The sequence below is a fragment of the Aurantimonas sp. E1-2-R+4 genome (assembly GCF_036549515.1).
Taxonomy (GTDB): domain Bacteria; phylum Pseudomonadota; class Alphaproteobacteria; order Rhizobiales; family Rhizobiaceae; genus Aurantimonas; species Aurantimonas coralicida_A.
Window position 1 is genome coordinate 1 of the sequence record NZ_JAZHLK010000021.1, and the last position, 18,462, is coordinate 18,462.

The window sequence follows — 18,462 nt, forward strand, 5'->3', positions numbered from 1 at the left end:
GATTTCGAGAACCTGTCGCGCAACGCGCTCGCATTCCTCAAACTGGCGTCTATCCGCCTAATGCTGCGAAGGCTTTGTTCAAATTGAACAACTTTCCGGACCGACTCTAAGACGCGAAAGAGAGTTCTGGAATTGCGCATGAGGAGTCCGGAGTTGCTCCGACTCCACTAGGCGACCCAAATCACTGGCAACTGTCCCAGGCTATACGAATTCGTATAGTCGGCAGCGGCAGTTGGGGGCATGCGCCGGTTGTTGGGCTTGCCTGCCTAGGCTCAAGCCAAGCGAGATCATCCCAGGTCACCTCGACAACGTAGGTGTCACAACCTGCTGATATCGCTCAGCTGCTTTTCGCCCACCCTCTCAGAGGCGCCACCGATGGGGATTCCCAGATGCGGATCTGCGGCGTTTCGGCCGCCGCCAAGCAGCCGACTGCTCAGCCATGGAAATCTCCGCTCTCGGGCTGGACCGAAAGTTGGCGACGGCCGGCTCAAGTCAGGTGAGCGCCACTGACGACCCTTTGCAACCGCGCCGCCATGGGAACCGCGGGGTCTACGCGTTCGGCCTATTCAATCCTCTCAGGGGAAACAAAGTAACGTCTGCGACGTTTCCTCTCATCAAAGCAATCAGGGGAAATCGGCGTCCTGCCGGACCAAGGGAGATCGACATGGCGACCAACACCGGCGAAGGCTATCGCAAGGGCTCCGTTACCGGCCGCACGCAGATGGAGCGCAAGGACGGCACCCATCAAAAGCGCGACGAGCGAACCGGCGAGTTCATGGAGGTCAAGCAGTCGGAGGGAAAGTTCAAGGGCGTCGCCAAGGAGCCGGACGGCCGCGACACCGGGAATTCCTGACGCCGCCGGCATGATTTGTCGCCGGACTTGCTCCGGGGATCAGGAACGGAGATGGCTTCCGACGGGCGGACGCAAGTGTCGTCCTTGCAATGGGGCGCTATAACCGGCCTTGAGCGGTTTCGTGGTTCCAAGCCTCATCGCCGCCATGCCCGCCGCCCTTATTACGGCGGGCGGCAGCGGCTCGCAGGCGCCTAGAAGCGGGCGCGAATACCCGCCAGAACCCGGTGCGCGGCAACTTCCACCTCGAACGGCGCCGTGCCGGTTCCCGGAAAGGTCGGGAACGTGAATTCGAACTCGGCGTCCTGACCGTAAGTGAAGTCGTATTCGGCGATCAGGTCAAACCGTTCGGACAGCGCGATCGCCGCGCCAACGCCGATCCGACCTGCGAAAACGGTATCGGAATCGTCGGCCACACCGTTGAAGGTCGTGCTCGATGTAACGTTGTCGAGCGAAATGTGGACGGCACCGACCCCGGCCTTCACATAAGGGCGGAATACGCCGAACGGCCCGAACTCGTAGGCCGTCTCCGCAAAGACGTTATAGGCCTCGATATCGCCGTTCAAACTGTCGCGGAACGGCGCGAACACGCCCTGGTTCAGCGTTTCCGGCTCCATCCTCGCATAGGCCAATTCGACGCCGGCGCGCCAGTTGGGGGTCAGATAGATGCCCGCCTCCACCGCGATCGCATAGCCGGTGTCGTAATCGATCGTCCCGTCGATTCGCTCTACCCGGAAAGGGGTCGGCGCCGACGTGAAGTCGTTGTCACCAATGATCGGCCCGGCGCCGCCCTTCAGCCCGAGATAGAAGCTGTAGGTGGACGCCGGCTCGAAAACCGGCGTCGTGTCGGTTACCGTGACGACGTCCGCCGCATTGGCCCCCGACGCGATCAACGTGACCGTAGTCAAAGCGGCAAACAACTTCACACCCATTATCTATTCCCCTACCGGACAAGATTCCGCCGGACCGTAAGCGCGGCAGGCAAATCCACCAAGCCCGCTTCGCCGCCAAGTCCGACGTTCTCGGCAATTGTGGCGAGAGCGCCACAATTGCCGACGTGGGTCTGCTTTGCGTTCCGGGCGACAGCTGTCGTCCAGCCGACATCTCGTGATTGCTTTCCTTGCGGCCATCCGGCAGATTTTGAATTTATTCCGTTGCGGAAGGATGCCTCTGTGTCGATCCGCCTGCTATCGTCCCTCGCCCTGCTCCTCGCACTCGCTGCCCCCGCGGACGCCCGCTCAAAAGCGGCCGCCTTTCTCGTCAAGGAGCAGATCGCCAGCGCCTGCGAAGGCGGGCGCGGCTCGATCGACCCGGCCGACGTCATCGAACGCGATCTCGACGGCGACGGGCGCGACGATTTGATCATCGCCCATGACGCGGTCACCTGCACGAGCGGTGGCCAGTTCGGCCGCAGCGCATTCTGCGGCATGCAGGTCTGTTCGGTGAATTTCTACCTCCGCCGCGGGCCACTGCTGCAAATTTCCCATGAAATGCTCGGCGGCGGCGTCACGGTCGGCGGAGGTCCGGGTTCCAGCCATATCGATGGATGCTCATGGCGGCAGCCGGGGCGCTGTCCAATGGAACGGCCGTAGTTTCGCCTGAGGCTCCCTCGCCCCCGACGGCGCCGCTCCCCGAAAACAGAGCCTCCTCCCCGATCATTCCTTTCTCCGCCGTATTGTTGACAATCGACAATACGGCTTGATAGCAAAGGTGAGAATAGGATGCCGGTGAGGCACCGCGCCGGTGCGATCGAGCGCTCGGGCCATGCTGGCGACATCGCGCCACACCACGGCGCCGGCGCTTCCCACGAACGAAGGTTCTGCCATGGAACAGCGCACGCCCACCCACTTCACGCCGCAGAACGACCCTTCCGTCGGCGAAGGACTGACGGCCGAGGTCGCCGCCTTCGTTCTGGATACCGGCTTCGACGCCATTCCCTCGCAGGTCGTCGACCTTGCAAAGAAGTCGATCCTCGACGGGTTCGGCCTGGCGCTGTCGGGGTCGGTCGCGGCGTCCGGCCGTTATGTGCAGCGGCATCTCAGGGATGTCGCCGGCGCCGGTACGGCCAGTGTGATCGGCACCGCCATCAAGGTGCCGTCGCGCTTTGCCGCCTTCGCCAACGGGGTCGGCATTCACGCTGACGATTACGACGACACCCAGCTGGCCGTCGCCCATGATCGCGTCTATGGCCTGCTCACCCATCCGACCGCGCCGTGCCTGCCGGCCGCCTTCGCCGAGACCGAGACCCGGTCGCTGAGCGGGCGCGATCTGCTGTCGGCCTATCTCGTCGGGGTCGATGTCGAGTGCAAGATCGCCGAGGCGATCTCGCCCCGGCACTATCAGCACGGCTTTCACGCGACCGCCACCTGCGGAACCTTCGCCGCCGCCTCGGCCACCGGCAAGCTCAGGGGCTTCGACCAGGAAACGCTGCAGCGGGCGCTATCCATCGCCGGCAGCCAGAGCGCCGGCCTACGCGAGAATTTCGGCACGATGACCAAGCCCTTTCATGCCGGCCGCTCGTCGGAATCCGGCGTCGTCGCCTGCGATTTCGCCGAGATGGGATGGAGCGCGACGGACAAGATCCTCGAGGCCCCCCGCGGCTTCTTCCAGGCGCATGGCGGCGGCTACGATCTCAACGCCATTCGCGGCAAGCTCGGCGCGCCCTGGAGCTTCGCCGATCCGGGAATTTCGATCAAACCGCACCCCTCGGGCTCCCTCACCCATCCCGGCATGACCGAGATGCTGGCGCTGATCGCCGCGCACGGCATCAAGGCCGAGGACGTCGAACGGGTCGATGTTGGCACCAATCACAACATGCAGAACGCCCTCATTCACCGCCGTCCCCAAAACGAACTCCAGGCGAAGTTCTCGATGGAATTCTGCATGGCGATCCTGCTGCTCGACGGGCGGGCAAACCTGCCCGAATTCACCGACGAGACGGTGCTGCGCGATGATGTGCGGGCGATGATCGAACGGGTTCATTTCGCCGTGCATCCGGAGGCCGAAGCGGCCGGCTACGCCAAGATGACGACGCTCATCGACATCCACATGAAGGATGGGCGGACGATTTCCGGCCGGGCCGATTTCGGCAAAGGCTCGCCCGCCAACCCGATGAGCTACGACGAGGTAGCCGACAAATTCCGTGGCTGCGCCGAATTCGCCGGGTGGCCGAAGGACAAAAGCGACGCGATCATCGACCTCGTCGCAACCCTCGATACCGCAACAGGCGTCGACGGCCTAACGGCCGCTCTGGGCGCCTGACCGATCGGAGCGCACCGAAGGCAAAGGCGCGTCGAGCGCGGTACGTTCGACCTGCGCGATAATACCATCCGCAAACGTCTCAGCGGCCGGCGACCGGCCGCTGAGACAATGGTTTGAGCCCGTCTATCCCGACGGTAAATCAGACGACGGTCACCTTGAGATCGCCGATCCCGTCGATGTGGCCTTCGAGCACATCGCCGCGCTGTACCGCGCCGACGCCGGCCGGCGTGCCCGTCATGATGACGTCGCCGGGCGCCAGCCGGAACAGGCCGGACAGGTAGGAGATCGATTCCGCCACCTTCCAGATCATCTGGTTGAGGTCGCCGCTCTGGCGGGTTTCGCCATTGACCTTCAGCCAGATCGCGCCCGCATCCGGATGGCCGATAGCCGATGCCGGAACGACCTCGGAAACCGGCGCGGAGTCCTCGAATGCCTTACCGACTTCCCATGGCCGGCCCAACTTCTTGGCCACGCCCTGCAGGTCGCGCCGGGTCATGTCGAGACCGACTGCATAGCCATAGACGTGCGACAGCGCGTCCTCGACCGATATCTCCTCGCCGCCCTTGCCGAGACAGACGATGAGTTCGATCTCGTGATGCACGTCGGAGCTCTTGCCGGGATAGGGAAAGGTATCGCCAGTGGTCAGGTTGTCAGGATTTTTCTGGAAGAAGAATGGCTCTTCCTTGTTGGGGTCATGCCCCATCTCGATCGCATGGTCGGCGTAGTTGCGGCCGACGCAATAGACCCGCCGGACAGGAAACGTATCGGCGGAGCCGCGGACCGGAAGCGCCGGGATCGCGGCGGGCGTGAAGACGTGGGACATGGGCGATTTTCCTTGATTGAGGTGGATTGGGGTTAGCCGCGGCTGGCGGCATAGAAGTCGACGCGCCGCTCCAGCCAGGCGAGGCTTTCCGCCAGGATGAAGGCGAGCGCAAACAGGACCAGCAGCGCGGCCCAGAAATGCTCCATCAGGAAGCGCGAGCCGTAGAGCTTGAACAGCGCGCCGAAGCCGACGATCGAGACCAGGAGTTGACCGATGATGACGCCCTTGACGGCGCGGATCACGCCGAGACGAATGCCGGCGAGGATTTCCGGCAGCGCCGCCCAGATGTAGATGCGCCGGAACGCCTGCCAGCGGCTGGCGCCGAAGACATGCGCCATCTCGACGAGCGACGGCGAGATCGAGCGCACGCCTGCCCGCGAATCGAGGACGATGATCCAGATCGCGAACAAGACGACGGTGAGGATGATGGTCGTCTGGCCGAGACCGAACAGCACCATGATCACCGGCACCAGCGCGGTCAGCGGCGCCGACAGGAAGAGGTTGACCCAGGGCAGAAAGATCCGGTCGGCGATCACCGACCGGCCCATCAGGATGCCGAGCGGCACGCCGACCACGATCGCGATCACATTGCCGACGACGAAGGCATAGGCGGTCACGCCGAGCGCCGACATGAAGGTCCGGGTCGGCACGATCTCGACGAGTGTGACGAGGACGGCCGATAGCGGCGGCAGCAGAATGGTGACCTCGAGCTGGCCGACGATTTCCCACAGGATGGCCCAGAGGATGAGGGAGCCGACCATGGGGATGCGATGTCCGAAGATGATCATGCCGCGCCTCAGTCCAGATAGGTCTTGAGCGACTGCCAGATGGCGTCGACCGTATCGAGATAGACCGGATGCCGGCGGATCGCGTCGGCATCGCCGTCGCGATTGATGTCCGGCTCGATGATCTCGGCGATCCGGCCCGGCCGCGGCGACAACAGCACGATGCGATCGGAGACGTAGACCGCCTCCTCGATCGAATGGGTGACAAAGATGAAGGTCTTCTTCTCGTTAGCGACGAGGGTCAGTAGGTCTTCCTGGAACTTGCGGCGGTTCTGTTCATCGACCGCCGAGAACGGCTCGTCCATCATCAGGACGTCGGCGTCGACCGACAGCGCCCGGGCGAGACCGACCCGCTGGCGCATGCCGCCGGACAGCTCATGCGGATAGCGCTCCTCGAAGCCGCCGAGACCCACCTGGGCGATGTATTTGCGGGATATCTCCTCGCGCTCGGCCTTCGGCGTGCCGCGCAGTTCCAGCCCAAATGCGACGTTCCGCAGCACTGTCGCCCAGGGCATCAGCGCGAAATCCTGGAACACGAAGGCGCGCTCGGGTCCGGGTCCGGCGACCGGCTTGCCGTTGACCAGCACTTCGCCCGAGGTCGCCGGCAGCAGGCCGGCGATGATCTTCAAAAGCGTGGTTTTGCCGCAGCCGGACGGGCCGAGCAGCGAGGTCAACTGGCCGCGAGGAAAATCGACACTGACGTTTTCGAGCGCCTGCACGCCGCCCGGATAGAGTTTGCTGACATTGCGGACAGCGACGACGGAATCGGTGACAGGCGACGGAGCGGCGAAGGCAAGGGGAGCGATGGCGTTCACGAAATGGCTCGCTTCTCGGGTCTGAAGATCGTGACCTCGACGCGCTCGATCAGTTCGATGAACAGCACGGAAAACACGATGATGGACAGGATCGCGGCGTACATGCCGGGATAGTTCGCGATGGAGCGGTTGTAGGTGATCAGATCGCCGACCCCGGTTGGCGTGATCAGCAGTTCGGCGAGGATCGCGCCAATGAAGCCCGAAGCGGCACCGAGCCGAAGCCCGGCGAAGATTACAGGGCTGGCCGCCGGCAGGATGATCCGCGTGATCACCTTCCATCGCGGCGCGAGGAACGAGCGCCCCATCTCGACGAGCGATGCGGGGGTGTGGCGGACCGCGGCATAGGAGTTCAGCACGATCACCGGCATCGCCATGATGCAGACGACGATGGTCTTCGACGTCAATCCGATGCCGTAGGAAAACACGATCAGCGGGATGAGCGCGGCGAGCGGCGCCGCCTGCGCGACGATGAAGATCGGCGAGGCCACCCACTCGGCCTTGGAGTTGAGGCCCATGGCGACACCGATCGCAACGCCGAAGATGGCCGAAATGACAAGGCCGAGGATCAGCGGCTGCAGGGTGATCGAGAAGGCCACGATCAGCGAACCGTCGGCCAGCATCTCCCACAGCGCGGCCATCGTTTCGGTGAAGGTCGGAAATGCCGGGCTGATCGGCACGAGCCCGGCCCATTGCCAGGCGACGCAGAACACGATCACCGAAAGAATCCGCAGGGTCAGCGGATGAGTCAGGAACGTGAATGCCGCATTGGGCTGCCGGTCACGGAGGGCCGACGGCTGCCCGCCCATTCCAACGGGCAGGAACCGGGAGAGGCGGAGCCCGGCAGGCTCCGCCTCCATGTCGTGATGCTCAGCCACCGAGCTTCTGCTCCGCCCGCTGCAGCGGCCCCAGGTCCCAGAAATCCTCAACCTTCAGGCTGTCAGCGGGACCATCGAGCTGACCGGCCTTGGTGTAGAACTCGAAATCGGCCTTGGCCGTGTCCATGCCGCCCTTGGGGTCGAACAGGTCGTTTTCGACGCCCTCAGTATAGAACGGCGTGACCTCGTCGAGAATTTCCTGCGGCTGGTCGGAGAGCAGGTCGCGCTTGGCCCGCTCGGTTTCGATGATCGAGGGATCCTCGTTCATCTCCTTCCACAGGCCCAGCAACTCCTCGACGAGGAGGTCAGCCTGTTCCGGATTGTCAGTAAGCCATTCCTGCGACGCGAAGATCAATTCGTCGCTCGGCTTGGCGTCGAGGCCCGGCAGGACCTGGAACTTGTCGCCGGCCTTCGCCATCAGGATGTTCTTGTTGGCGAGATCGACGATGGTGGCGTTGATCGTACCGTTCATCATCGCGATGATGCGGTTTTCCGACCCGGGCACGTAATTGCGCTGGCCGAATTCGATCCCTTCCCGCTCGGCGATGATGTTGCCGATCGCCTCGGTGCCGGTGCCGCGCGCATGAAAGGTGAAGGGCTGGCCGTCGAGATCCTTCCAGCTCTTGTATTCATTCGACGCGACCGGGAAGAATACCAGCCGCGACATCTGGAAGACGGCGCGCAGCGGCACCTTGGCCTTCTGGATGATCGTGTAGGGCGTGCCGACGCCGATATCGGCCTGACCGCTGACCAGTGCCTGGATCGCCAACTCCTCCTCGGCGAAAGACGTCAGCTCGTAGTCGAGGCCCTTTTCCTTGGCCCGGTCGAGCGCAACGAGAAATGCCAGCGTTTCCACCGACACCACATCGCCGAGCGCGACGCGGACCTTTTCCTGGGCGCTGACCGCCGGAATGCCGAAACCGATCGTCGCGGCGACGACGCCTGCGGCGAGCGTGCCTGTCATCTTAGTCCAAATTCGCATTGTATCCTCCCAATTGGCTTGTTTTGGTTGCTGCCGATAATGTGCCGCACCGGCCACTGACGGGCCAATCCCTTGCCAATACCCGATTGGTTAAGGCATAAGGGCCGGATGATCAAGCTGAACCATGCTGACCAAATGCGGAATCTGACGAAAGCCGAGATCGCCGGGCCGGGCGACGTCGACCGGGACCGGATCGACCGCAATGGCGGCGAGAGCGCCCTGGTGCAGCTTCGCGCCTATCTCGCGCAGAAGGAGTTCGCGCTGAACACCCGGCTGCCGCCGGAGCGCGAACTGGCGGAAATGATCGGCGTGTCACGCGGCGACCTCCGCAAGGCGCTTGCGGTGCTGGAGGAACACGGCGAGCTCTGGCGCCATGTCGGCAAGGGCACCTTCGTCGGTGCGCGCCCGGTCGCCGAGCTGGCCTCCGTCGCGATGATCGCCGATCAGACCAGCCCCGCCGAAGTGATGCGGGCGCGCCTGGTGATCGAACCGGAACTGGCGCGCGAGGCGGCGTTGCACGCCACCATCGACGACATCCGGGCGCTGCGGCTCTGCGTTTCCAGCGCCCGCCAGGCAGAGACCTGGCGGCAATATGAAAACTGGGACAACCGGCTTCACCGCACCATCGCGGAGGCCGGCAAGAATGCCCTGCTTCTTGCGATTTTCGACACGATCAACGCCGTCCGGCGCACCGTCGTCTGGGGCCGGTTGCGAACCGAGCTGCCACAGCCGCCAGTCGATCACCACAGCTTCGAAGAACATGATCTGATCGTCGATGCGATCGAGGAGCGCAATCTCGGCGCCGCGGCCACGCGAATGCGTTTGCACCTCCAGCAGGTCCAGACCCATCTGATCGCCCGCCACCAGTCGGCGGCGGAATAGTTGCGAGAAGCGGCGAACTCCGAGGCGGATTTGTTCTGCACTGCGAAAACCAATCCGGCATTGGTTATGCCCCCCCCTGGAGAATTGTCTCGCGAGCAACAGCCGAAAAACACATCGTATCTGCTCCGATGACGGCGCCTACCCTCCCCCGCCGATGCTTCTGAGGACGGTCGACGACACCGGGGAACGCGGACCGTGCAGGAAAACCCAAGCCGGTGGCTCGCGAAACGGCAGGGCCGCGGCATGTCGCTCGGCCAACCGGGCATAGGCAAAGGCCTGCGCCATGGGGGCCGACAGAACCGATAATGTCGATCCTGGCCGGTCGACCACCGCGATGGGAAACGTCGCGACGATTCGCCGCCAATCCTGCCAGCGATGGAAGGAGGCGAGGCTATCTGCGCCCATGATCCAGACGAAGCGAATGCCCGGGCGTTTTCGACGCAAGAGCGCCAGCGTATCGGCGGTGTAACGGATGCGATGCGCCGCCTCGAAGGCGGTGACATCGTCGCGCGGTCCGCTGGCGAGCGCCTTGACGGTCCCCAGCCTTTCGCGGAGCGGGCGCAGATGGCCATTGTCCTTGAGCGGATTGCCGGGTGTAACCATCCACCAGATGCGATCAAGACGCAGTCGCCGCCGGGCGATCTCGGCGACCAGACGATGGCCCTGATGCGGCGGATTGAACGAGCCGCCGAACAACCCGACGACCATGCCTGGCTCTGTGTGGGGCATGGCGAGCGCCGCCGGATCGATACCGTCGGGCCAGCCGGCTTTCATGTCGGACTGCGTCACGTGCGGGTCTGGCCGGTCCCGCGGACGCGGTAGTTGAAGCTCGTCAGCTGCTCGACGCCGACCGGCCCGCGCGCATGCATCTTGCCGGTGGCGATGCCGATTTCCGCGCCCATGCCGAATTCGCCGCCATCGGCGAACTGGGTCGAGGCGTTGTGCAGGAGGATCGCGGAATCGATGCCGGCGAAGAACGTCGCCGCCACGGCCTCGTCGGCGGTGACGATCGCCTCGGTGTGGTGGGACGAATGCCGCTCGATGTGGGCGATCGCCCCGTCGACGCCGTCGACCAGTGCGACCGAGATGATTGCATCCAGATATTCGGTGTCGAAATCCTCCTCGCTCGCGGGCTCGGCGGTCGGATAGCGCTGACGCACCTCGTCGGTCGCCCGGATTTCGCAGCCCGCAGTCCGCAACGCCTCGAGGATCGGCAGGAGCTGGGTGCTCGCCGCCGCGCGGTCGACCAGCAGCGTTTCGGCCGACCCGCAGATGCCGGTGCGCCGCATCTTCGAATTGACGACGACATTGACGGCCATGTCGAGATCGGCGGCTGCGTCGACATAGACGTGACAGATACCTTCCAGATGGGCGAAGACCGGCACCCGCGCCTCGTCCTGGACGCGGGCGACGAGCGAACGCCCACCACGCGGCACGATGACGTCAATGGCACCGTCAAGGCCCTTCAGCATCGCACCGACGGCAGCCCGGTCGGTCGAGGGTACGATCTGGATCGCGTCCTCCGGCAGGCCGGCCTGGGCGAGCCCGGCGGCCAGCGCGGCATGGATCGCGGCCGAGGACCTGGCCGAGTCCGAACCGCCGCGCAGGATGACCGCATTGCCGGATTTCAGACACAGGGCTCCCGCGTCGGCGGTGACGTTCGGCCGGCTCTCATAGATGACGCCGACGACGCCGAGCGGTGTCCGCACCCGCTCGATCTGGAGACCGTTGGGCCGCTCCCACGCGGCGATGGTCGCACCGACGGGGTCCGGCAGCGCGGCGACGGCGCGGATACCGTCGGCGATCGCGCCGATGCGCGCCGCGTCCAGTGTCAGCCGGTCGATGAAGGACGCGGCCATGCCGCTTTGCTTCGCCCGCTCGATATCGGCACGGTTTTCAGCGAGGATCGTCTCTCCCGCTTGCAGGATCGCATCCGCCATCGCCTCCAGCGCGGCGTTCTTCGCCTCCGCCGGTGCCAGGGCAAGGCTCCGCGCGGCACGGCGCGCGCGCTGGCCGATCGCGGCCATCAGCGCCTCGATCGAGCCGGCCTCCGTTGCACTGTCGAGCATCTCCACCTCTCCGCTTTCCGTCCTGCTCACGCGATGCGCAGGGATTCATCGGCCGGTTCCGCCGCCGCTTCCATCACCAAATCGTCGCGATGGATCATCGCCGTGCGCCCCTCGTAGCCGAGCACTGCCGCCACCTCCGCCGACCGCAACCCGGCTATCCGCCGCGCGTCCACGGCATCGTAGGCGACAAGGCCGCGCGCGATCCTGCGGCCGTCAGGTCCGGTGACCGCTATCGTGTCGCCGCGCCGGAACTCGCCATCGACGGAAACGATTCCGGCCGGCAGCAGGCTCTTGCCGGCGCACAGCGCCTTGACCGCGCCAGCATCCACGACGAGCCCGCCAGCGGAGCCGAGATGCCCGGCGATCCAGCGCTTGCGCGCCGTAACCGGATTGCCTGCGGCGCGAAACAGCGTCGCGCGTTCGCCGCGCTCGATGGCGCTGAGCGGAAACAGCCGGTCTCCCGCCGTGATGATCATCGCGGCGCCCGATCCGGTGGCGATCTTGCCGGCATCGATCTTGGTCTTCATGCCGCCGCGCGACAGCTCCGACCCGGCCGCGCCCGCCATCGCCTCGATGTCCGGCGTAATCCGCTCGACCAACGGGATATGCCGCGCCGCCGGATCGAGGGCGGGCGGCGCCGTGTAAAGACCATCGACGTCGGAGAGGAGAATCAGCAGATCGGCGCCCATCATCGTCGCGACGCGGGCCGCCAGACGGTCATTGTCGCCATAGCGGATTTCGGATGTGGCGACGGTGTCGTTCTCGTTGATGACCGGCAGCGCGCCGAAGCCGAGCAATGTCGAGATCGTCGCGCGGGCGTTGAGATAGCGCCGGCGTTCCTCGGTGTCGCCGAGGGTCAGCAGGATCTGCCCGGTCTCGATGCCGTGGCGGCCGAGAATCTCCGAATAAGTCCGCGACAGGGCGATCTGCCCGACGGCCGCGGCCGCCTGGCTTTCCTCGAGCCGCAGCGGTCCGGCGGGCATCTTCAGGAGCTTGCGGCCGAGCGCGATGGCGCCGGAGGAGACGACGAGGATCTGACGCCCCTCGCCGCTCAGTCGGGCGATATCCTCGCCGAGCGATTCCAGCCAAGTCCGCTTCAACCCGCTTTGAGGATCAACCAGAAGCGAGGAGCCGATCTTGACGACGATGCGGGCGTAGCCATCGAGCAGGTCCGTCATCACTCCTCCCTGGCGGCCTGTGCCTCGGCGAAACGATCCGGCTCGTCCTCATCGGTAGCGGCGGCGAGGCTGGCGATGCGGCTCTTCATCTGGCGAAGCGCCTCGGTCATGCCCTCGCGGCTCACCGCCGACAGCGCCAGCGGAGGGGATTTGGTCACCGCCGCCAGCTCGGCGAGCTTTTCCGCCCGCGTCTCCTCGGTCAGGGTGTCGACCTTGGAGAGCGCCACGATCTCGGGCTTTTCCGCCAAGCCATGCTCATAGGCCTCCAACTCGTGCCGCACGGTCGTATAGGCGCCCGCGACGTCTTCCTCGGTGGCGGAGACCAGATGCAACAGGACGCTGGTGCGTTCGATATGGCCAAGGAAGCGATCGCCGATGCCGACGCCGTCATGAGCGCCCTCGATCAGGCCGGGAATGTCGGCGATGACGAACTCGGCGTCGTCGATCTTGGCGACGCCAAGGCCAGGATGCAGCGTCGTGAACGGATAGTCGGCAATCTTAGGCCGGGCACGCGTCACCGAAGCCAGGAAAGTGGACTTGCCGGCGTTGGGAAGCCCGACCAATCCCGCGTCGGCGATCAGCTTCAGCCGCAGCCAGATCGTCAGCTCCTCGCCCTCGAGACCCGGATTGGCGCGGCGCGGCGCCTGGTTCACCGAGGTCTTGAAATACGCGTTGCCAAAGCCGCCATTGCCGCCGGCAGCCAGACGATGGCGCTCGCCGATATAGGTCAGATCGCAGAGCAGGGTCTCGTTGTCCTCGGCGAAGACCTGGGTTCCCGCAGGCACTTTCAACGTCACGTCGGGGCTTTTGGCGCCGGTGCGGTTGCGGCCCATGCCGTGCCCGCCGGTCTTGGCCTTGAAATGCTGCTGGTAGCGATAGTCGATCAGGGTGTTCAGGCCGGCCACCGCCTCGATGACGATGTCGCCGCCCCTACCGCCGTCGCCGCCGTCCGGGCCGCCGAATTCGATGAACTTCTCGCGGCGGAACGAGACCGAGCCGGCACCGCCATCACCGGAGCGGATGTAGACCTTGGCCTGGTCGAGAAACTTCATGATGTGCGTTCTTTCGTCTTCTTTTGGTGGCCGCTAGTGGTCCGATTTCGACATTTGCATCCCGCTTGGAGCACCCTGGCAAGCAAATGTCGAAATCAAAGGACCACTAGCAATTTTATGACTCTCGTGGACTTTTCAAATTTGATATTTGATCTTGAGTCCGCCGCACATGGGTATCAAATGTCAAATTCAATCCACTAGTCCAGCTCGCCTGTCATAGCGGTCCGGGCCGCCGATGGAAACGACCCCGTGTTATCGGTTCAATATGGTGCGAGCGCAGCCCGGCTCTTGGCGAAGGTCACATCCGAGGTAGCGAGCGGAATCCCGAACTTCGAGACAATGACGTGGTTGGCGACCGTACCGTCGGGACGGCCGGTCATCTCGTGGCGAAAATGCAGAAGCGTGCCCCCGCCGCCGGGCGCATAGCCGTCATAGTCGAGGACCGCGCCATTCTTCGTCTGGACGCCGACCACCGGCATGGGCGGCGCGAGGTCTCCTGTCTTCAGCTCCGTGGCGACGGTTCCGCCATAAAGACCCGGCGCGGTGCGCACCAAATCCCAGCGCTGCAGACGCTTGCCATCGGCAAAGGCAAAGCGCTCGTCGAGCTGGAACCGGTCGCCCGTCTGCTTGCCGTCGAATTCGGCGGTGAAAGCCTCGGTGAAAACCAAGGCCGTCGTCACCGTGCCCTTCGAGACCGACTTGCCCGCGAAGAAATCCGGCAGCGACAGGCCGTTTGGATCGGGCTGTGGAAGACGGGGCGGCGCGGCGAACCAAGCCAGGCCCGCGAGCAAAATAACAGCGCCACCCGCAACGGCCGTCGGCCAAAGCCAACTCCGACGCCCGTGGAGCTTCCCGATCATTGCCGTCCCCATGCCTTGAGCGACGTCCAGCAGCTGCGATCCATCACGAAATGTTCGCTGGCGACCCGGCCCGATGACACCGATTCGATCATGCCGCTACCGCAGAAGTGGAAGCCGCATTTCCGGATCACCCTTCGGGACGCCTCGTTGACGACACGGCAGCTGACGTCGATGGCGTCGAGCCGCAGCCGCGTAAAGCCGTAGTCGATAACCGCCTGGGCGCCTTCGGTCGCGATGCCGCGTCCCCAATAGGCCCGGCCGACCCAATAGCCGAGTTCCGCCCGCCCTTTCCTGCCCGAGGGCTTCAATCCGCAACAACCGACGAACCGATCCTCCTCCTTCAGGCACAGGGCGAAGACGATCTCCGAGCCATGATCGGCGATAAAGGCGCGCGCGTCTGAAAGCCGGTACGGGTGCGGAATCCGCGCGAGCATCGCCGCGAGGTGGCGGTCATTGGCGAGATTGGCCAAGGGCTGTGCGTCTTTCATCGCCAAGGGCCGCAGCCGGAGCCGTCCTGATTCGACCGTGGCGCCGTCCCGTTCGGCGGTAAAATCCTCGGTCATCGCATCGTCCTTCCTCAGACGCGAAAAGGGGAGATGGCGGTCCATCTCCCCTTTTCGCTCTGAAGTCCGATGCGTTTCGGAAGGATCAGAGGGCCGGTTCGTTGGAACGCCGGCGCTCTGAAGCTCCGGTCACTCGGCGGCTTCTGCTTTCGGCAGTACGGCTACGTAGGTTCGCCCGTTCGCCTTGTGCTGGAACGCGACGTTGCCCTCGGCCTTGGCGAACAGCGTGTGATCCTTGCCGATGCCGACATTCGTGCCCGGATGCCAGCGCGTGCCGCGCTGCCGGATGAGAATGTTGCCTGGAATCACAGCTTCGCCGCCGAACTTCTTCACGCCAAGGCGTTTGGATTCGGAATCGCGACCGTTGCGGGAAGAACCGCCTGCTTTCTTATGTGCCATCGTCTGTCTCCTTGCCTGTCAGGCTACCGGATCGGGTTCGCGTGGAAAATTCCGACCCGAACCTATTTCTTCGCCAGCTCTTTAGCCTGCTCGCGCCAATCTTCGATCTGGGCGGCGCTGAACGGCATATGCTCGTCGATCCGCGCCACGTCCTTGTCGCTCAGCTTGGCGATCTGGGCAAAGGTGGTGATGCCCTGCTCGTTGAGCTGCTTCTCGGCGACCGGGCCGATGCCCTTGATCGTAGTCAGCTTGTCGGCATCGCCCTTCGGCGCGGTGAACAGGCTCGCCGGCGCCGATGCTGCCGCCTGCTTCGGCTCTGCCGCCTGCTTTGGCTCTACCGCCTTCTCGGCGGGCTTCGCCGGCTTCGCGGCTTTCCCGGCCGCCTTGGCCGGTTGTGCCTTTTCGTCCTCGACGGGCTTCGCGACCTTGACGGGCTTGGTCCGGGCCGCCGAGGTCATCGACGGCGCCTTGCCGTCGGTCAGGATTTCGGCGACGCGGATCAGCGTCAGATCCTGGCGATGGCCGCGCGAACGCTTGGAGTTCTGCCGCCGACGCTTCTTGAAGGAGATGACCTTCTTGCTGCGCGTCTGGCCGATGATCTCGGCGGTGACGGAGGCGCCCGCGACGAACGGCGCGCCGATGGTCGAGCCGACCATCAGCACTTCCTTGAAGGTCAGAAGATCGCCGGCCTCGCCGGGCAGACGCTCGATGGTGAACTGGTCTTCAGGGACAACGCGGTACTGCTTGCCACCGGTCTTAATGACTGCGAACATTTTATCTCCGTTCGTTCGATCGGCTCTCGCGCCGTAAAGGCCCGGGCCATCTTCTTGTCAGTCGGTTGCGAATAGGGCGAAAACAAACGGGCGCGGTCAAGCCACGCCCCAATTTGATGCCCGTCACTAGCGGGCCGGGTCCTCAAGGTCAAGTCAACTTTGGAGACCCGATGCCGATCGGTTGCTTGCCTCCCGCTCGCCGGATATGGGGTCGACGGTGGCAGTTATGAACCTGCCACCGTGGCACATGCGGCATTGTCGCAATCTGTCGTGCCGTGCGGAAAGCATGAGGACAGGACCCGATCATGGCGATACTCGTCACCGGCGGCGCCGGCTATATCGGCAGCCACATGGCCTGGGAACTCCTGGATCGCGGCGAGACGGTCGTCGTCCTCGACCGGTTGTCCACCGGCTTCGACTGGGCGGTGCCGCCCGAGGCGACGCTGGTGGTCGGCGATGTCGGCGATGCCGATCTCCTCGATCGCACCATCACGGGCCATGATGTCGATGCCATCATCCATTTTGCCGGCTCGATCATCGTGCCGGAATCCGTTGCCGATCCGCTCGGCTATTACGAAAACAACACGGTCAAGTCGCGCGCCCTGATCGCGGCAGCGATCCGGAACAACGTCAAGAATTTCATTTTTTCCTCGACCGCCGCGGTCTACGGCTCTCCCGCCGCGATCCCGGTCACCGAGGCGGCCGCGACGCTGCCAGAATCGCCTTATGGCTCGTCCAAGCTGATGACCGAGATGATGCTCCGGGACACGGCGTTTGCCCATGATTTCCGCTACACTGCGCTGCGCTACTTCAACGTGGCGGGCGCCGACCCGCTGGGACGCACCGGCGAATCGACCAGGGGCGCGACGCATCTGATCAAGGTCGCGTCCGAAACCGCCCTCGGCAGACGCGCCTTCCTCGAGCTCTACGGCACCGATTATCCGACCGCCGACGGCACCTGCGTGCGCGACTACATCCATGTCACCGACCTCGTCAAAGCCCACTACTTTGCGCTCGAACGGCTGCGCGGCGGCGGGTCCAGCCTGGTCGCCAATTGCGGCTACGGACGCGGCTATTCGGTTCTGGAGGTGCTGAACGCGGTCAAGGATGTCGTCGGCAAAGACTTCGATATCCGCATAAAGGGCCGCAGGCCCGGCGACCCCGCGGCCATCGTCGCCGACCCGTCCCTGGCCCGCCGGGAGCTCGGCTGGCGCGCCGAATACGACAATCTGCAGCAGATCGTCGGTCACGCCCTCGACTGGGAACGCGCCCTCGCCCGCCGCAATCATCGCTGATCGCGACCGGCGACGTCGCGCCGGCATGGGCGGCGGAAATCAGGTGTTGGCGCCCGGATTGCGATCGGGTCCGGCGCCGAGCCGCTTGCCGGGATTGATCGCTTCCAGCCAGCGCAGATAGGCCGCGTGGTCGTGACGCCCCATCTCCATCTCCTTGGCGAGTGCATGGAAGGCGTCGCGCGCCTTTTCGGTCAGCGGCAGGGTCAATCCCGCCTCCCGCGCCACTTCGAGAGCGTTCTCCAGATCCTTCAATTGCAGCTCAAGCGGACCGCCGGGAACCCAGTTGCGCTCGGTCATCCGCTCGCCGTGGAGGTCGAGGATGCGCGAGGTGGCAAAGCCGCCCATCAGCGCGTCACGCAGCGCCACAGGATCGCAGCCGCCTTCCTGGGCAAGCAGCATCGCCTCGGCGACGGCACCGATGGTGACGGCGACGATCGCCTGATTGGCGAGCTTGGCGACCTGGCCGGCGCCGTGGACGCCGACATGAGTCGGCCGCCCCATCGCCTTCAAAACCGGTTCCGCCTCGGCGAAGTCCTCCGCGCGGCCGCCGGCCATGATCGCGAGCGTCGCCTCGATCGCGCCCTTCTCGCCGCCCGACACCGGCGCATCGATATGACGCCGTCCGGCCTTCTCAACCGCGCCGGAGTGATCGCGCGCAACGCTCGGCTGGATCGAGGACATGTCGATGAACAGCGCGTTTGTCGGCGCCGCCTCGATCACACCGAGCTCGCCGAAATAGATTTCCGTCACGATCGGCGAATTGTCGACCATGGTGATGACGGCGTCGGCCTCGGCCACGGCCTCACGCGGATCGGCGGCGACGGTCGCGACATCGGCGAGCGCCTCGGCTTTCGCACGGGTCCGATTCCAGACGGTGACGCGGAAGCCGGCCCTGCCGATGTTCCGCGCCATCGGCGCACCCATGATGCCGGTGCCGATCAGCGTGATGTTGTCGAGGCCCATGGGCGGCTCCTTTAACAAGATGAAACGCGGCGCCAGG

20 protein-coding genes are annotated in these 18,462 nt (G+C 64.7%); 5 read left to right on the plus strand and 15 right to left on the minus strand.

Annotated features, from left to right (window positions below; genetic code table 11):
* Positions 1-664: 664 nt before the first annotated feature.
* Positions 665-853: a hypothetical protein gene (locus VQ045_RS11155; protein WP_331830162.1), complete on the plus strand. Its 189-nt coding sequence runs from the start codon at positions 665-667 to the stop codon at positions 851-853.
* Between the two features lie 191 nt (positions 854-1,044).
* Here the strand turns inward: VQ045_RS11155 and VQ045_RS11160 are convergent, their stop codons facing one another.
* Positions 1,045-1,782, minus strand: a complete 738-nt coding sequence (locus VQ045_RS11160) for an outer membrane protein (protein ID WP_331830163.1) — start codon at positions 1,780-1,782, stop codon at positions 1,045-1,047.
* Between the two features lie 240 nt (positions 1,783-2,022).
* On the opposite strand from VQ045_RS11160, the gene VQ045_RS11165 reads away from it, so the two are divergent.
* Together VQ045_RS11165 and VQ045_RS11170 are read left to right on the plus strand one after the other, a co-directional pair.
* Positions 2,023-2,442, plus strand: a complete 420-nt coding sequence (locus VQ045_RS11165; RefSeq protein WP_331830164.1) for a hypothetical protein — start codon at positions 2,023-2,025, stop codon at positions 2,440-2,442.
* Positions 2,443-2,674: 232 nt separating this feature from the next.
* A complete protein-coding gene (locus VQ045_RS11170) occupies positions 2,675-4,111 on the plus strand; it encodes an MmgE/PrpD family protein (RefSeq protein WP_331830165.1) in 1,437 nt (478 codons plus the stop codon).
* A 139-nt stretch (positions 4,112-4,250) separates the two neighbouring features.
* Here the strand turns inward: VQ045_RS11170 and VQ045_RS11175 are convergent, their stop codons facing one another.
* Genes VQ045_RS11175 through VQ045_RS11195 form a run of 5 tightly spaced genes read right to left on the minus strand, consistent with a single transcriptional unit; the run spans position 4,251 to position 8,391 of the window.
* On the minus strand, positions 4,251-4,934 hold the full coding sequence (locus tag VQ045_RS11175; RefSeq protein ID WP_331830166.1) for a fumarylacetoacetate hydrolase family protein: 684 nt from the start codon (positions 4,932-4,934) through the stop codon (positions 4,251-4,253).
* Positions 4,935-4,966: 32 nt separating this feature from the next.
* Positions 4,967-5,722, minus strand: coding sequence for an ABC transporter permease (locus VQ045_RS11180; protein ID WP_327624420.1), 756 nt, complete (start codon positions 5,720-5,722; stop codon positions 4,967-4,969).
* A gap of 8 nt (positions 5,723-5,730) precedes the next feature.
* A complete protein-coding gene (locus VQ045_RS11185; protein ID WP_327624421.1) occupies positions 5,731-6,534 on the minus strand; it encodes an ABC transporter ATP-binding protein in 804 nt (267 codons plus the stop codon).
* On the minus strand, positions 6,531-7,409 hold the full coding sequence (locus VQ045_RS11190) for an ABC transporter permease (RefSeq protein WP_331830167.1): 879 nt from the start codon (positions 7,407-7,409) through the stop codon (positions 6,531-6,533). The genes VQ045_RS11185 and VQ045_RS11190 overlap by 4 nt, the downstream gene beginning before the upstream one ends.
* The gene (locus VQ045_RS11195; protein ID WP_331830168.1) at positions 7,402-8,391 is read right to left on the minus strand and encodes an ABC transporter substrate-binding protein; all 990 of its coding nucleotides are present in this window, start codon (positions 8,389-8,391) and stop codon (positions 7,402-7,404) included. The genes VQ045_RS11190 and VQ045_RS11195 overlap by 8 nt, the downstream gene beginning before the upstream one ends.
* Before the next feature lie 108 nt (positions 8,392-8,499).
* Between VQ045_RS11195 and VQ045_RS11200 the strand changes: the two genes are divergently transcribed.
* Complete coding sequence (locus tag VQ045_RS11200) at positions 8,500-9,273, plus strand: FadR/GntR family transcriptional regulator (protein ID WP_327624426.1); 774 nt, start codon at positions 8,500-8,502, stop codon at positions 9,271-9,273.
* 138 nt (positions 9,274-9,411) lie between these two features.
* Here the strand turns inward: VQ045_RS11200 and VQ045_RS11205 are convergent, their stop codons facing one another.
* The 8 genes from VQ045_RS11205 to VQ045_RS11240 form a co-directional block, all read right to left on the minus strand.
* The gene (locus tag VQ045_RS11205; RefSeq protein WP_327646842.1) at positions 9,412-10,047 is read right to left on the minus strand and encodes a nicotinate-nucleotide adenylyltransferase; all 636 of its coding nucleotides are present in this window, start codon (positions 10,045-10,047) and stop codon (positions 9,412-9,414) included.
* An 11-nt stretch (positions 10,048-10,058) separates the two neighbouring features.
* Entirely contained in the window at positions 10,059-11,342 is a 1,284-nt protein-coding gene (locus tag VQ045_RS11210; RefSeq protein ID WP_331830169.1) for a glutamate-5-semialdehyde dehydrogenase, read from the minus strand.
* A gap of 26 nt (positions 11,343-11,368) precedes the next feature.
* Positions 11,369-12,520 (minus strand): glutamate 5-kinase, encoded by a 1,152-nt coding sequence (gene proB / locus VQ045_RS11215; RefSeq protein WP_327624429.1) that lies wholly within the window; start codon positions 12,518-12,520, stop codon positions 11,369-11,371.
* The gene (gene obgE / locus VQ045_RS11220) at positions 12,520-13,572 is read right to left on the minus strand and encodes a GTPase ObgE (protein ID WP_327624430.1); all 1,053 of its coding nucleotides are present in this window, start codon (positions 13,570-13,572) and stop codon (positions 12,520-12,522) included. The genes proB and obgE overlap by 1 nt, the downstream gene beginning before the upstream one ends.
* A gap of 260 nt (positions 13,573-13,832) precedes the next feature.
* Positions 13,833-14,432 carry a DUF3833 family protein gene (locus tag VQ045_RS11225; RefSeq protein ID WP_331830170.1) on the minus strand — a complete coding sequence of 200 codons (600 nt, stop codon included), beginning with the start codon at positions 14,430-14,432 and terminating at the stop codon, positions 13,833-13,835.
* Positions 14,429-15,040, minus strand: a complete 612-nt coding sequence (locus VQ045_RS11230) for a GNAT family N-acetyltransferase (protein ID WP_331830171.1) — start codon at positions 15,038-15,040, stop codon at positions 14,429-14,431. Before VQ045_RS11230 ends, VQ045_RS11225 begins: the two co-directional genes overlap by 4 nt.
* Before the next feature lie 84 nt (positions 15,041-15,124).
* On the minus strand, positions 15,125-15,394 hold the full coding sequence (rpmA, locus tag VQ045_RS11235) for a 50S ribosomal protein L27 (RefSeq protein WP_327646832.1): 270 nt from the start codon (positions 15,392-15,394) through the stop codon (positions 15,125-15,127).
* A gap of 62 nt (positions 15,395-15,456) precedes the next feature.
* Positions 15,457-16,167: a 50S ribosomal protein L21 gene (locus VQ045_RS11240; protein WP_331830172.1), complete on the minus strand. Its 711-nt coding sequence runs from the start codon at positions 16,165-16,167 to the stop codon at positions 15,457-15,459.
* Between the two features lie 305 nt (positions 16,168-16,472).
* On the opposite strand from VQ045_RS11240, the gene galE reads away from it, so the two are divergent.
* The gene (gene galE, locus VQ045_RS11245) at positions 16,473-17,462 is read left to right on the plus strand and encodes a UDP-glucose 4-epimerase GalE (protein ID WP_331830173.1); all 990 of its coding nucleotides are present in this window, start codon (positions 16,473-16,475) and stop codon (positions 17,460-17,462) included.
* A 39-nt stretch (positions 17,463-17,501) separates the two neighbouring features.
* On the opposite strand, the gene VQ045_RS11250 is transcribed toward galE, so the two are convergent.
* Positions 17,502-18,425 (minus strand): NAD(P)-dependent oxidoreductase, encoded by a 924-nt coding sequence (locus tag VQ045_RS11250; protein ID WP_331830174.1) that lies wholly within the window; start codon positions 18,423-18,425, stop codon positions 17,502-17,504.
* Positions 18,426-18,462: the final 37 nt, after the last annotated feature.